At 68.6% G+C, this 13,860-nt stretch carries 16 protein-coding genes; 10 read left to right on the forward strand and 6 right to left on the reverse strand.

The window, feature by feature from the left end:
- From FMP39_RS35750 to FMP39_RS35765, 4 genes are all read left to right on the forward strand, one after another.
- Window positions 1-177: membrane dipeptidase (locus FMP39_RS35750; protein WP_194858709.1), on the forward strand; the 177-nt coding region annotated here is incomplete at its 5' end.
- Window positions 178-213: 36 nt separating this feature from the next.
- On the forward strand, window positions 214-591 hold the full coding sequence (locus FMP39_RS35755; protein ID WP_228558619.1) for a hypothetical protein: 378 nt from the start codon (window positions 214-216) through the stop codon (window positions 589-591).
- A 185-nt stretch (window positions 592-776) separates the two neighbouring features.
- The gene (locus tag FMP39_RS35760; RefSeq protein WP_141594440.1) at window positions 777-2,276 is read left to right on the forward strand and encodes a hypothetical protein; all 1,500 of its coding nucleotides are present in this window, start codon (window positions 777-779) and stop codon (window positions 2,274-2,276) included.
- Entirely contained in the window at window positions 2,273-3,442 is a 1,170-nt protein-coding gene (locus tag FMP39_RS35765; RefSeq protein ID WP_141594441.1) for a hypothetical protein, read from the forward strand. Before FMP39_RS35760 ends, FMP39_RS35765 begins: the two co-directional genes overlap by 4 nt.
- A gap of 17 nt (window positions 3,443-3,459) precedes the next feature.
- Here the strand turns inward: FMP39_RS35765 and FMP39_RS35770 are convergent, their stop codons facing one another.
- The 4 genes from FMP39_RS35770 to FMP39_RS35785 form a co-directional block, all read right to left on the reverse strand.
- Entirely contained in the window at window positions 3,460-3,774 is a 315-nt protein-coding gene (locus tag FMP39_RS35770) for a carboxymuconolactone decarboxylase family protein (protein WP_141594442.1), read from the reverse strand.
- Between the two features lie 51 nt (window positions 3,775-3,825).
- Entirely contained in the window at window positions 3,826-4,068 is a 243-nt protein-coding gene (locus FMP39_RS35775; RefSeq protein WP_216609412.1) for a peroxidase, read from the reverse strand.
- 85 nt (window positions 4,069-4,153) lie between these two features.
- Window positions 4,154-4,951 (reverse strand): alpha/beta fold hydrolase, encoded by a 798-nt coding sequence (locus tag FMP39_RS35780; protein WP_141594443.1) that lies wholly within the window; start codon window positions 4,949-4,951, stop codon window positions 4,154-4,156.
- Between the two features lie 22 nt (window positions 4,952-4,973).
- Window positions 4,974-5,954: a magnesium transporter CorA family protein gene (locus FMP39_RS35785; protein WP_141594444.1), complete on the reverse strand. Its 981-nt coding sequence runs from the start codon at window positions 5,952-5,954 to the stop codon at window positions 4,974-4,976.
- A gap of 43 nt (window positions 5,955-5,997) precedes the next feature.
- Between FMP39_RS35785 and FMP39_RS35790 the strand changes: the two genes are divergently transcribed.
- From FMP39_RS35790 to FMP39_RS35800, 3 genes are read left to right on the forward strand one after another with little or no spacing between them, the layout of a single operon-like run.
- Window positions 5,998-7,137 (forward strand): hypothetical protein, encoded by a 1,140-nt coding sequence (locus FMP39_RS35790; protein ID WP_141594445.1) that lies wholly within the window; start codon window positions 5,998-6,000, stop codon window positions 7,135-7,137.
- Complete coding sequence (locus FMP39_RS35795) at window positions 7,134-7,967, forward strand: HAD-IIB family hydrolase (protein WP_141594446.1); 834 nt, start codon at window positions 7,134-7,136, stop codon at window positions 7,965-7,967. Before FMP39_RS35790 ends, FMP39_RS35795 begins: the two co-directional genes overlap by 4 nt.
- 4 nt (window positions 7,968-7,971) lie before the next feature.
- Entirely contained in the window at window positions 7,972-9,168 is a 1,197-nt protein-coding gene (locus FMP39_RS35800) for a class I SAM-dependent rRNA methyltransferase (protein WP_141594447.1), read from the forward strand.
- A gap of 90 nt (window positions 9,169-9,258) precedes the next feature.
- Here the strand turns inward: FMP39_RS35800 and FMP39_RS35805 are convergent, their stop codons facing one another.
- Entirely contained in the window at window positions 9,259-10,209 is a 951-nt protein-coding gene (locus FMP39_RS35805) for a hypothetical protein (protein ID WP_141594448.1), read from the reverse strand.
- A gap of 161 nt (window positions 10,210-10,370) precedes the next feature.
- Here FMP39_RS35805 and FMP39_RS35810 point away from each other — a divergent pair, with 161 nt between their 5' ends.
- From FMP39_RS35810 to FMP39_RS35820, 3 genes are all read left to right on the forward strand, one after another.
- A complete protein-coding gene (locus FMP39_RS35810; RefSeq protein WP_141594449.1) occupies window positions 10,371-11,003 on the forward strand; it encodes an alpha/beta hydrolase in 633 nt (210 codons plus the stop codon).
- Window positions 11,004-11,165: 162 nt separating this feature from the next.
- The gene (locus FMP39_RS35815; protein WP_141594450.1) at window positions 11,166-12,959 is read left to right on the forward strand and encodes a S8 family serine peptidase; all 1,794 of its coding nucleotides are present in this window, start codon (window positions 11,166-11,168) and stop codon (window positions 12,957-12,959) included.
- On the forward strand, window positions 12,956-13,171 hold the full coding sequence (locus FMP39_RS35820; RefSeq protein WP_011553331.1) for a DUF5818 domain-containing protein: 216 nt from the start codon (window positions 12,956-12,958) through the stop codon (window positions 13,169-13,171). Before FMP39_RS35815 ends, FMP39_RS35820 begins: the two co-directional genes overlap by 4 nt.
- A gap of 16 nt (window positions 13,172-13,187) precedes the next feature.
- Here FMP39_RS35820 and FMP39_RS35825 read toward each other — a convergent pair.
- A partial coding sequence (locus FMP39_RS35825) for a CPBP family intramembrane glutamic endopeptidase (RefSeq protein ID WP_141594451.1) occupies window positions 13,188-13,860 on the reverse strand: 673 nt, incomplete at its 5' end.

The following is a 13,860-nucleotide window of genomic DNA, read 5'->3' on the forward strand; positions in this document are numbered from 1 at the left end:
GGGGTGGGGTTGGGCTCCGACTACGACGGAATGGTGCCGCTTCCCCGTGGCATGAAGGATGTCACCGGGTTGCCTTTGCTCACCGAGGCGCTGTTGCGCCGCCATCCACCGTCCTGGGTGGAACGCGTCATGGGTGGAAACTTCCGTCGTTTCTTCCAGGAGACATTGGGTGGTTGACCGGCGGCGGGACGCTCGAAATATTGGCTGGTGCCCATGAACCGCTCACTTTTCGCACTCGTCCCGTTGGTTGGCTCTCTGCTCCTCGCTGGTTGTGGCCCGAGCGCAGGAGGCGACTGCGACGGAGGCGGCTTCGTCTGTCAGGAGCGGGTGCTGGCGCTGGAGTGCCGGGGCGGCACCTGGCGTGAGTTGCCCTGCCGGGGTCCTCTGGGCTGCCGTGAAACGTCGGAGGCCGTGCGGTGTGATACGTCCAACAACGTCGCGGGAGACGCCTGTGCCTCCAGCGCCGAGGGCACGGGGCTGTGCCGCGCGGACGGCCAGGCCGTGTTGGAGTGCCGCCAGGGCGTGTTGACGGAGACGGCGACCTGTTCCGCCTGCACGGTGGAAAACAGCCAGGTGACGTGCCAGCCCTGAGGTTGGCGCTGGCCGGGGTGTCAGGTCCCTCGCCTCGAATCGTGTGGTAGCTTCGGCGCGCCGCTCGCGGGACTCCGATGCGACTTCCGATTCAAGCCTTTGGAGCCTGACCCGCGGTCGTTTCACTCTTCCCCGAGCGGCGCTTCCTTTCCCAAGCCCGGGTGCCCGGGGAGGACGTGCACAGGATGGCCGCACTGGCGGAAGCCCGAGTCGAGCAGGTCGCCCGCGAAGACCTGGTGATGTTCGTCAACGCCTGCTTCTCCTGCACGGGGCAGCGGGAGTTCTACGGCGACGCGCGCGGCCAGTCCGTCTCCATCGAGTTCCTGCACCAGTACATTTTGGGCAACTACCGCCGGCTGTATGCACGGACGCTCGCGGCGGGCATCAACCACTTCAATCAAGCGCAGATCATCCTCAACCTGCTCGCCAGTGGCAGCCCAGCGGATGCCCGGGACAAGGCGGAGGAGGGCGCGCTCATCGCCGCCGCGCTGCGCGCCCTGCCGCCCCAGCGGGCCTTCCGTGTCCTGGGGTCCCTGCGCGGCCGGCGCATCAACAACCGCCGGGCGCGCGCGATTGCTCGGGACTTCGTGCGCGGTCGCGCCAACCTGGCCTTCGACGCCGTGAAGTACCGCTCCAAGCTGCGCGCCGCCGTGTCCCACGGACACCTGAAGCTGGAGGGAGAGCTGGGGCTGTTCCTCTTCCGAGGCTGGAAGAAGCGCTCCTTCACCCATCCCTTGCTGGAGACCTTTCGCCGCGCGCACTACACCCACGAGGCCCTGTACGAGCTGCCGTACACGGTGGCGGAGGGCCTGGCGGTGAAGCACGGCATCTCCCGCGAGGTGTTCCTCCGGCGCATCGAGCCGCGCCTCACGGCAGCGGAGCGCCTGCGCCTGCAAGAATCCGCGGCGCGTGAGCGCGGGACGCCGCCCCCGGTGGACCTGGGGCGGGCATCCCTGACGAAGCTGGCGCTGTATGTCCTGGCCCTGTCGCCGGAGGTTCGCCGGGAGCGCCACGCGGAGCTGCACGCCGCGCTGGAGCAGGCCGCGTCCCGCGTCTTGCGCAGGGCCCCGTCGCCGTTGCAGCGGGTGGCCGCGATTCTGGACAACAGCTATTCGTCGTCCGGGTCGCTGGAGAAGCGCCGCCGTCCGCTCGGTGTGGCACTGGCCACGCACTACCTGCTGTCCACTGCCGCCCGGGAGTACCGCGCGTGGTGGACGTGCCCGGTGGAGGAGCCGCTGCTCGTCAGTGCGCGAGGGCAGACGGACATCGCCACGCCGTTGTTGGAGGCGTTGGCCTGGGGCGCCGACCTGGTGGTCATTGTCTCCGACGGCTACGACAATGACCCGCCCAAGGCGGTGGCCGAGCTGACGCGCGTATTCCGCTCGAAGCTCGACCCGGAGCGTCACACGGCGCTGGTCCACGTCAATCCGGTGTTCGATTCGGAGGGGTATGCCCCCCGTTCTTTCGGTGCGGCCGTGCCCACGGTGGGGGTCCGGGACGCGGAGGACGTGCCCACGGTGCTGGGCTTCGCGCGCTTCGCGGAGGGGGTGGCGTCGCTCTCCGAGCTGGAGGCCTACCTCGCGTCGCGCGTGGGCGCGATGTTGCAGCGGGGCGCTGGGGGCTCGCAGGGCCATGACGAGGGGCGCCGTCAGGATGCGCCGCCGGCGGAGGAGGGCGAATCATGACGGACGCACGGCTCATTCAACGGCTGGAGCCCGCGGGCTTGCGGTTGGCTCCGTCTCAGGTCTGGGGCGGCATCCGGCTGGTGCCAGTCTTGAGGGACGAGGTGCGTGGCGACCTCCGCATGACCTTGCGGACGTACGACGACGTGGCCGCGGTCGTCTCGGTGAAGGGTGGGCTGAAAGAGCCTGGCCTCAAGTACATCTCGTATGTTCCTCACGGCCTGGTCATGACGTGGGGAAACCGTCAGGCGGAAGCCGTCTATGGAACGCAGTTGCAACCCGAGGACGGGAAGCGCCTGAAGGCGGACCCCTTCTCCATCCGGCTGCTGCACCGGATGGTGCACCGTGAAGACCGCCGCCAGCTTCGGATGCTCCCGTTGCATCTGGCCATGGAGGGCTTCCTGTCCTTGCAGTTCGGTGGGCCGGAGACTGCCTGGGCCGAGTATTCACGCGAGGGCTTCTCGCGAGGCCTGGACCCTCGGTCCGAGAGCTCGGTCCCTGGGTGGGCTTCGCCCATGCTGGATGGGGCGCTGCGCACCTTCGAAATCCATCCACAGCAGGTGGGCCTGCTGCTGTTCAACGCGGACGTGTTGCTGTCGGCCTTCGTCGTCGCGCACCCGGATGACTACCGCGCGCTCCACAGGACATTGGTGGAGGACTTCTATGGCGACCTGCTGCTCCAGTATGGATTCCTGGGGGACGCGCCCGAACTGGGACTCACCCTGGATGATGCTCGGGTGTCCAGCTTGGAGGACTTGCGCAACGAGGTGCACCGCATGCGCCAGGACTGGGCTGACTTCCACGGTTTCATGGCCGGGAGCCTCTTCGGTGCCAGCATGTCGTCCACCCGTGTCTACAAGGCGGGCGGTTTTCTCCTCCAGCGCTTCCACACCTCGCTGGATCCAGCAGAGGAGAACCACATCGGCGAGGCCATCGTCGGTACGGACGGCACTCTGGAGTACCTCAAGACGTATCGCTTGTCGGCGGCACAGACGCGCCGGGCTTACCTGCTGTCACAGCTTGCCCAGTGCGACTGGCATCTGGAGGACACGGCGGAGCGTCTGCGCACCACGGTCAGCGACCTGTCCCTCCGCCTGCGAAACGCCGGATTCGGCTATCTCCTCAAGGACTCCGTCCTCGAAGCCGCCCAGCGGAAGCATCCCCGCTGAGCACTCGCGCGGCGGTGTTACTCCTCGGGCTTCGCGGGTGGCGGCGGCGCATAGCCTGCGGCGGCCATCCGCTGCCCGCTGCGCTGATACATCTCCGCGGGCATGTCCTGTACGCCGGTGCCGTCAATCCATCGATTGTAGAAGTTGAAGAGCGCGCACACCGTCACGGTGTCGAAGAGGGCTTCGTCTGTCCACCCGGCGTCCTTCAAGCGTGCGATGTCCTCCCGTCCCACCTGCGCCGCACGGTGGTTGAGGGTGTCCACGAAGGCAAAGAGGGCCTTCTCGGCCTCGGAGATGGGGGCTGTCGCCACGTCCTCCAGGACCGCTTTCACCAGGTCGGGATTGCCCAGCAGTTCCGCCGCGACCGCGGCGTGAGAGCCCGTTCAAAACAAGCATTGGTTGCCGCGCGACGTGTACGCGGCAATCAGCTCTCTCAGTCCGGGCGACAGCGGGGAAGGGCCCCGCATGACCTCATGGGTGAAGCGGGACAGGGCCTCGCCCAATCGCGGTTTGTACGCGAACAGGTGCCAGATCTGCGGGACGGGAGAGCCCACCTCTCGGGCCATGCGAATCAGCCGGCCGTAGTGGCCATCGGATTCGCGGTCCTCGACGTCCTTCAGATGCATGCGGTCCACGGCACCCTCGGCGGCAGCGAGCTGGAATGTCCAGCCCGCATGCTCGCATGGGCCACGGCGTGCCACCAGCCTGCACTCAGGCGCTGGGGCCCTGAAGCGACGTCAGGAAGGCATCCAGCACGGCGTTGACCCGCTCGGGCTGTTCCTGGTTGGCCAGGTGCCCCGCATCCGGAATGACCTCCAGCTTCGCTCCGGAGATGAGTCCGGCGATTTCCTTCGCCTTGGCCGGCGGGGTGAGGGCGTCGTGCTCGCCCACGATGACGAGAGCCGGGCCCGCGTACCGCGCCAGCATGTCCTTGCTGTCCGGACGCAGGGCCATGCCGCGCAGCGCGGCCGCGACGCTCGCGGGGGAGGCCGCGCGCATCAGTGCCGCCACTTCCTGGGCCACCGGTGAGTCCGGTCCCGCGGCCACCATCTTGGGAAGCATGGCCTGGATGATGGGCTCCACGCCGACCTCCAGCGCCTGTGTCGCGGAGGTCTCCCGGCGCGCCTTGCCCTCCGCGTCGTCCGCGGTGGCCTGCGTATCCATCAACACCAGCCCACTGACGCGCCCAGCGTCCTCGCGCAGCAGGGCCATGGCGGCGTAGCCCCCCATGGACACTCCACCCACCACCACGGTGTCCAGATTCAGCGCGTCCAGCAGCGACAGCGCGTCACGCGCGATGCGGGACATCTCCGTGGGGCCTTCGCCCAGCGCGCTCTCACCGAAGCCTCGGATGTCCGGGATGATGAAGCGGTAGCGCCCCGACAGCGCCTTCACCTGTTTGTCGAAGGTGCTGCCATTCAGCGGAAACGCATGCAGCAGCAGCACGGGTGGGCCCTTGCCCTCGTCTCGGTAGTGCAGGGGGACGCCATCCACGGTGACGGTCAGCATGTTTCCTCTCCTCGCGGAACTGTCAGAACCACTCTTTGTGCTTGAACCAGAAGACCATCCCCACCGGCAGCCCGAGAATCGACGCCCACATCAGGTACCAGGCGCCGTTCGTGTAGAGCCGGTCGAAGTTCTGCCCGAAGAAGCCGACGATGCAGGACAGCGGCAGGAAGATGGTGGCGAAGATGGTGAGCTGCTTGGAGATATCGTTCGTTTTGTTGGCCACCATGGACAGGTAGCCGTCAATCACGTTGCCGATGATGTCGCGCCCGGCATCAATCTGCTCGTACAGCCGCACCAGATGGTCGTACACGTCACGGAAGTAGAGCGTCGTCTTCTCGTGGACATGGGAGATGCCTCGCCGGGACAGCAAGCCCACCACGTCGCGCTGGGGCGACAGCACCCGCCGGAACGTCACGAGCATCCGCTTCATGGCGAAGATGCGTTGCAGGTGGGACTTCTCCGGCTTGTCGAAGATGGCGGCCTCCAGGTCCTCGAGCTCGTCACTGAATGTGTCGAGGATGGGGAACTGCGCATCCACCAACGCGTCCGCGAGCATGTAGAAGACGAAGTCCGTCCCTCGGATGAGCGTCGCATGCGGGTCCTCCTTCACGCGGCGCATCACGGTGTCGTGGCCTGCGAAGGGGAGCTCGTGGACGCTGATGAGCCAGTCCTTCGCCAGGAAGAAGTGGTGCTCGTGCAGCGTCAGTTCGCAGATGTCCTTGCCCATGACGGTGAATCCCTGGAGGACGACGAACTGGTGGTTGGGGTATTCCTCCAGCTTGGGCCGCTGGTCCAGGTGGAGGCAGTCCTCCACGGCCAGCTTGTGCAGACCGAATTGGGCGGCCAGCCGGGCCAACACCTCCTCGGTCGGATGAAGGACGTCGATCCACTTCCGGCCTTCCTCGCCCAGCAGCTCTTCACCACCGGTGAGAAGTTGACCGTCCTTCACAAGACAGACCTGAATCATCCCGTAGCGCTCCCAAGCCAGCGGCATGGCCCGCATGCGAGTGCTAGAACTCCCCCGCGCGGAAGTCGAGCGCTAGAGTGTGACACCCGTGTCCGAAGCCGCTGAGACCCCCCAGGCCTCGCTGTCCGCGAGGCTCGAAGAAATCCTCCAGTCCCATCCGGATCCGGCGTTCGCCGGCCGCCTGCGCAAGGTGTACGTCGCCACCGCGCACGCCATCTCCCGGCTGAGCGACCTCGACCTGGTGCGGTACGAAACGCCCGTCGTGGATTCCTCGCCGGACCTCTCCTTGTGGGAAGAGATGGCGCCCGTCATCCGTGACACGGTGATGGACGTCAACGGCCTGCTGAACGTCATCCGGGAAGAGTTCCCCGTGCCGTCTCCGGGCGGCGCGAGCACGCAGGCCCCCGTCGGCATCCTCCAGGAGGCGATGAGCCAGATTGCCCAGGGCATCACCCAACTGGGCGAGGCCATGCGCAACCCGTCGGTGATGAGCGACCGGTGGACGCTGCTGGCGGAAGTTCAGCGCATCCGCGCCCGGTTCCGCGAGCAGATGAGCAACCTGGTGTTCGAGTCGGCGAGCCTCCTGGGCGAGGCAACGCGGGCCCAGGTGGTGCCGGGCTACGCGGCGGAGGTGAAGGCCGCGGTAACGGTCCGCGCCATCACCGCCGACCTGGGCCGCATCCTCACCGCGCGCCTGAAGAAGGTCCGCGATGCGGAGGCGCAGGACGTGCAGTGGAATGCCCAGCAGCTCCAGACGGAAATGGACGCCTTCGGGCGCACGGCCGCGTACCGGAATCTGCGCGCGCAGGACAAGCGGCACATCGTGGAGATGCGCGCCGAGGTCGGCCGCCTGGCCATCCTCCCGAGCCCCTCCCGCGCGGAGTTGGTGACGGTGGTGGAGGCCCTGGACACCTTCGTCCAAGGCCTGTCCGCGGTGAACCAGCGACAGCTGCTCATCATCCATGACCGCGAGGTGTGGGCGTCGTGCGGCGTCCGGCTGGAGCGCGCCATGTCGCTGGTGGGCTCTGACCCCGCGGGCGCGGCCCGGGCCCTGGCCGAGGCGGCCGGCAGCGGCCAGTCCCTCTACGGACGCGCGACGGAGCTGGACGCCTTCCTGCGCAAGGCGCGCAAACTCCAGGTGGGCCAGCTCTCGCCCGACGAGCTGCGGTCCACCATCGCCACCTTCCAGGGCCTGCTCGCCGGTCTGGATGTGATGTGATTCAGGCGCTCCTGAAGGCGCGAGTCCCGCGCCCGCTTCGCGAGGCCGACCTGTCCCGCGTGGAGGGCGTCTTCACCGACGTGGATGGCACGCTGACCACGGGCCACAAGCTGCGCTCGGACACGGTGCGGGCGCTGGAGCGCCTGGCGTCCGCGGGGCTGCGCGTGGTGCTGGTGAGTGGCCGCCCGGCGGGCTGGGGAGAGGCCTGGGCGCGGCAGCTCCCCGTGGACGGCGTCATCGTGGAGAACGGTGGCCTGTTCTTCCTGAAGGGCGCGCATGGCCGGCTGCGGAAGGTCTACGCGGAGGCGCCGGCGGAGCGGGTGGCGAACCGGCGGCGGCTCCAGTCCGAGGTGGCCCGGGTGCTCAAGCAGGTGCCCGGCGCGCGGCTGTCCATGGACAGCGCGTACACGGAAGTGGACCTGGCGGTGGACTACAACGAGGAGGCCCGCCTGGGGACCGCGGGGGCGGACCGCATCGAGTCCCTGCTGGTTGGGCGAGGCGTGACGGCCGTGCGCTCGTCGATCCACATCAACTGCTGGCTGGGCCGCTTCGACAAGCTGAGCGCCACGCGCCGCTTCGCGCGGACGGCGTGGGGCGAACGGCTGGACCCGCGTGACGGCCGTTATGTATACGCGGGGGATTCTTTCAACGACGCCCCGATGTTCGCCGCCTTTGGACTGGGCGTGGGCGTGGCCAACGTGCGGGCCGTCCTGGACCGCATCGAGGCGCCACCTGCTTTCATCACCCGGGCGCCCGAGGGGCGGGGCTTCGAGGAACTGGCTCGCGCCATCCTGGCCCGGAGGGGCCGCGGCGCGGCCCGTGAGGAGTGACACCGTGAATGTCGTGAAGCTGGAGTTGGCGCGTGGACTGGGGCGCCACCTGCGCGCGGGGCACCCGTGGGTGTTCCGCAAGGCGCTGGAGCACGTGCCGAAGATTCCGGCCGGCAGCGTGGTGGACCTGACGGAGAACGGGAAGTTCGTGGCACGGGGGTATTACGACCCGCACTCGGCCATCGCCGTGCGGGTGCTCACGCGCGACTCGCGTGACACCGTGGATGCGGGCTTCATCACCCGGCGGGTGCGTCAGGCCCTGGCCGAGCGCACGGCCCTCATCGACCTCACCGACACGGACAGCTACCGCCTGATTCATGGCGAGGGCGACGGCCTGCCGGGCGTGGTGGTGGACCAGTACGCGGGCTGGGCGGTGATGAAGCTGTACTCCGCGGGCCTTACACCGTACCGGCCGCTCCTCATTGAGGCACTGAAGGCTGGCGTGCCTGGGCTCAAGGGCATCATCGGCCGTGATGAGGTCGGCCGCGACGACGTCGACGAGGACGAGGGACGCGGCTCCGGGAAGATGCTCTTCGGCCACGAGGCTCCGGAGCTGATTCCCATCCGCGAGCGCGGGGCCACCTTCCTGGTGGACGCCTGGAAGGGGCAGAAGACGGGGTTCTTCCTGGATCAGCGGGAGAACCGCTACCTCATCCGGCGGCTGGGCAAGGGCCGCGACGTGCTCAACTGCTTCAGCTTCAGCGGTGGCTTCTCCGTCAACGCGGCGCTGGGCGGAGCCAACAGCGTCTTCTCCGTGGATCAGGACCCGGACGCCATCGCGCTGGCTCGGGAGAACTTCACGCGCAATGGCATCGCCGCGGAGAAGCACGACTTCCTGGCGGCGGACGTCTTCAAGATCATCCAGTCCTTCAAGGACGAGGGCCGCACCTTCGACCTCATCATCCTGGACCCGCCCGCCTTCGCGAAGAGCCAGCGCGCGGTACAGGCGGCCATTGACGGGTACGCGTCCCTCAACCGGCAGGCACTGGCCATCCTCCGGCCGGGTGGGCTGCTGGCGACGGCGTCGTGCTCGGCGCGCGTGAGCCCGGACGACTTCATGGGCGCGGTGCGCGAGGCGGGCTTCAAGGCGGGCGTGGACCTGGCGCTCGTCGAGGAGCGCTACCAGCCGCCGGACCACCCGGTGCGCCTGCAGTTCCCGGAGGGGAAGTACCTCAAGTTCTACGTGCTGCAGTCCGTGTAGCCCGCCGCTGCGAATCGCGGGTTGAAACGCGAGAGGCCACGAGGTTCATCACCTCGTGGCCTCCGCTGTTTCCCGGTAGGGAAGGGCTTCTCAGAAGTTGCCGGCGCGGCCCTCTTCGAACGGGACGCGGTGGTTCAGGTACGTCTCCGTCAGCGAGTGGGCGCCGCTGAACATGCCCTTCTCGGAGAAGTGGTGGACCTGCGCGCCCTTGCCAGCGTCACGGAACAGGTCGCCCGGCGTCCAGCCCTTGCTGCCCTGGCCGAAGATGACAGGCACGGCGTCCTTGTTGTTGACGTAGTGCACGTAGTTGGGGCCGTCCGGGTAGGTGGTCGCCGCCGCGCCGAAGGTCTCCACGTTGACGCGGCTGAGCAGCTGCTCCACCTGCGCCTTGGACATCCCATCTTCGATGCGCAGCCGGTTGCCGACATCCTTCAGCGCGCGCGAGGTGATGAGGCCGCCGTGGCTGTAGCCCATCAGGTGGATGTCACGGCCCGCCTTCAGCTCGGAGTAGACGATGTCCGACAGCGAGTCGACCGCGGGGTTCTTGCCCTTGTTCAGCTTGTCCTTCGCGGCCTGGATGACGTCGGCGAGCATTCCGGACGTGGCGTTGTGCACGCCGATGGCGCGCATGCCGGTGCTGTTCGCGAGGGCCTGCAGCTCGCGCGCCTGGCCGTCCTTGTTGGTGCTGATGCCGTTGACGTAGACGACCGTCGCCGTGGCGTTCGGGTTGTTCGCCGGAACGAAGGCGGGGACCTGGTTGAGCGGCGTATTCGGCTCGAACGTCTGGCCGCCGGCGCCCACCAGCTTGCCGTCGAAGACCTTGTCCTTGGAGCCCGCAGGCGCGGTGAAGACGCCACCCACGGCGCGCGTCTGCGCGGAGCGGCTGTCGAAGCCATCCACCACGACGCCCCGCTGAGCGGCGCCACCCGTCACGGGAGGCTGCACGGTGTTGGTGGCGGTCGACCCACTTCCACGAACGCGGTCGGCGGTGCTGCGGGGGGGCTGCGCGATGCTGTTCCGTCCGCGCTGGATGGTGCTCATGGGGTGGGGGCTCCTGCGGAAACTGGGGGTGTTTCCGCATTGTCCTCGAATCCAGCAGGAAGTTTCCGGTTGGAGAAGATTCGACGTGAAATCGCGTGTGGGTTTTTGTCGGACGGTGCGTGTGCGCGGTCGCGCGAGGGGGGAGGGGTTTATGGTGAGCCATGGTCCAGAAAGGTCAGTTCCTCGAACGCGCGACGCTGGTGCCGGTGGGGTCGGAGGTCATGGAGGGCACCACGCACCGGGGAAGCCGGGCGCCGCCGCTGCTCGTGATTCCGCCCCGGCCGGACGAAGGGGGCGGCATGGACCACGTCATCGCGGCGGAGCTCGTCTGGGCGGCGGCGAACGCGGGCTTTCCGACGCTGCGGTTCAATCACCGGGGCGTGGGGGCCAGCCAGGGCCAGCGGGGGCGGGACTTGGAGCTGCTGGCGGACGCGGAGGCCGCCATGCAGATGCTGCTGGAGAACGCGGGGGCCAACGCGCTGGCGGTGGCGTCACTCCACGGAGGCGCCCAGGTGGCCCTGGCGCTCCAGGCGAAGCACCCCGCCGTGGGAGGCCTGTGTCTGGTGGCCCCGGCCCTGGTGGCGCCGGAAGTCCTGTCCCGGGTGACGTGCCCGCTCCTGGTGGTACAGGGTGAGGAGGACACCCGGCTGCCGCGGGCCGCCGTCTCCGCCGCTATCGCTCGGACGGGAGGCGACTTGGAGGTCATCGATGATGCCGGACCTACCTTCCAGCGGAACCTTCCTCAGGTCGGCCGAGCTGTCGCGGCCTGGCTGCGGCGGCTCTCCGGCGGTTGACCGTTGTATCGCAAACCATCGTACTTCTTCACGTTTCTCCTCCTTGCCGCCCTTGCACGCAGGGAGAGGGGACATCCAGACTGTCGGTGCAGACCCAATCGTTGTGACGTTCGTTCGTAAGGGTCTTCCAGACGCGTGTTTCGTTTCTCAAGGAGTGGCCTGATGCGGAAGGTGCGATGGACCCTGGGTGGCGCGGCGTTGGCCCTGACGCTGTCGGCCGCCTGTGCGTCCGCTTCTCGTGAGCAGGACACGCCGCCTCCCGCGAATCTGCGGGCGCTCGATGCGCGGGACGTGGTGGCGGGCGCCATCGTCGTGGACTTCAAGGACGGCACGACGAAGGCGGAGTTCGACGCCTGGGAGGCCGACTGGGGCGTCGACCTGGAGCTCAACTCCGTGGAGAGCGCCGACGAGGCCCTCACGGTGGCGGTGGGCGTGGACGACGTGGACGGGGTGCTCGAGCGCATCCGCCAGCACCCGGCCGTGGAGGCCGCCGAGCCGATGATGGAGGTCCGCGCCAGTTTCACGCCGAACGACCCGCACTTCGCGCAGCAGTGGAACCTGCGGATGATTGACATGCCCAAGGCCTGGGAGCGCAACCGGGGCAAGGGCGTGGTGGTGGCGGTGCTGGACACCGGCATCGCGTACGAGGACCACGGCGACTTCAAGCAGGCGCCGGACCTCAAGGGCGTGAAGTTCGTGAAGGGCTTCGACTTCGTCAACGACGACGAGCACGCCAACGACGACCACGGGCACGGCACGCACGTGGCGGGCACCATCGCCCAGGCCACCAACAATGGTGAAGGCGTGGCGGGCGTGGCCTTCGAGGCGACGCTGATGCCCGTCAAGGTGCTCAACCACTTCGGTGGCGGGAACACGGCGGACATCGCGGACGCCATTCGCTTCGCGGCGGACAAGGGGGCGGACGTCATCAACCTGTCCCTGGGCGGCGGGGCGTACTCGCAGGTGATGGCCAGCGCGGTGGAGTACGCGCGCAAGAAGGGCGTCACCGTGGTGGCCGCGGCCGGCAACGGCGGGCGTGCGACGGTGGAGTTCCCTGCGGCCTACCCGGGCGCGGTGGCGGTGTCGGCCGTGGGGCCGGACGGTGTGCTGGCGCCGTATTCCTCCTACGGCAAGGAGTTGGACATCGCCGCGCCGGGCGGTGACAAGCGCCGGGGCGACCAGGGGGGCATCCTCCAGAACACCCTCGACCCGCGCGACGTCTCGCGCTTCGTCTACGCGTCCTACCAGGGCACCAGCATGGCCACGCCGCACGTCGCGGCGGTGGCGGCGATGCTCTACGCGGCCGGCGCCAAGGGACCGGACGAGGTGGAGCAGGCCCTCTACGCGGGCGCGAAGAAGTCTGCGGACCAGGCGTGGAGCGAGCAATACGGCCACGGCCTGCTCAACGCCGAGGCGTCGCTCGCGTCGCTGCGCGGCGGCGGCTTGGCGCAGTGGCCGCCGCTGTACTGGGCGCTGGCGCTGCTGGCGTTCGTGCTGCTGACGCTGCGAGGCCGTGCGCGGCCGGGCTACCTCAACGTGCTGGTGCGGCCTGCCTTCCTCATCCCGCTGTTGCTCTCGACGGTGGGCGCCTTCTTCCTGCGCGGCTGGTTCGGGGGCGCTGAGGGGGCCGCGGGAGACGTGGTGCAGGTGGCGTCGCTGCCCCTGCCGGACTGGGAGCGCATCATCTTCGGCCGGGGCCGGACGGTGAACCCGCTGTTCTACAGCGCGCTCATCCCGCTGCTTCTGTCGCTGCCGGCCATCAAGTGGCGGGGGCTGCGGTCGGCCATGGGGGGCCTGGCGCTCGGCTTCGCGGGCTTCCTGGCCTACACGGCCTGGGCCGGAGCGCCGGCGCTGGCGTGGCTGCCCTTCGCGTTCCTCGCCAAGCCCTGGCTGGGCTTCAACACCGTCATCTGCCTCGTCATCGCCCGCGCGATGCTCCAGAAGGAGGACGCATGAAGCTCACTGGCCGCGTCGTCTTCCGTGACATCGAAACGGGTGTCTGGGTGCTGGAGGGAGACGACGGCACCACGTACCAGCTCGCTGGCGGGGACCGGAAGCTGAAGAAGGACGGTCAGCGCATCGAAGCCGAAGGCCGCGTGGACGGGGACACACTCACCAGCGCCATGGTGGGTCCCATCTTCCACGTCAGCACGTACCGCTTCGTCTGAAGCGGCACGGCGCGGGTCAGGGCTTCAGCCCTGGCCCGGTTTGGATGCGGTGCGCGCGAATCTGCCGCTCTCGCTCTTCGTAGTAGGCCTCCATGGGCAGCTCCCCTCGCCGCGCCGAGGCGCGGAGCGCGCTCAACGCCTTGCGCTCCGCGTGCAGCCCGGGGGCCTGGGGGGACTCCAGCGTCGGCAGCGGGTGCTGCGCGTCGTAGAAGTTGAGGGCCAACCCCCGCGAGTCCACGGCTACCAGCAGCCCCAGTGACACCGTGGCCCCCACGACCCAGGGAAGCATCAGTCGCACCAGGGATGGCGTGGGGCCGGGCTCCTGGGCCTCCTCGTCGCTGGCGCGTGCGCCGGGACCCCAGACGCCAGGCTGCCGCCGCGCGTAGGCGAGCAGGGCGCTCATGCCCGCCCAGCCCGCCGCGGCGAGCACGAGCACCAGGCGGGGGTCTGTCGCTTCAGACGTCGCTTCGGAGGCATCCGTGCCCAGTGCCTTGGCGGACAGGAAGAGCACTGAGGACACCAGGTTGTTGGCCGCGTGGGCGCCAATGGCGGGCCACAGCGAGCCGGTGCGCAGGTAGAGCCACCCGAAGAGCAGGCCCAGTTCCGTGCGAGCCAGGAAGCCCACCGGGTCCAGGTGGAAGGCGCTGAACACCACGGCGGAGATGACCAGGGGCGCGGTGGTGGGGGCG

Origin of the sequence: Myxococcus sp. AB056, assembly GCF_006547365.1 — a bacterium.
GTDB classification, from domain to species: Bacteria; Myxococcota; Myxococcia; order Myxococcales; family Myxococcaceae; genus Myxococcus; species Myxococcus virescens.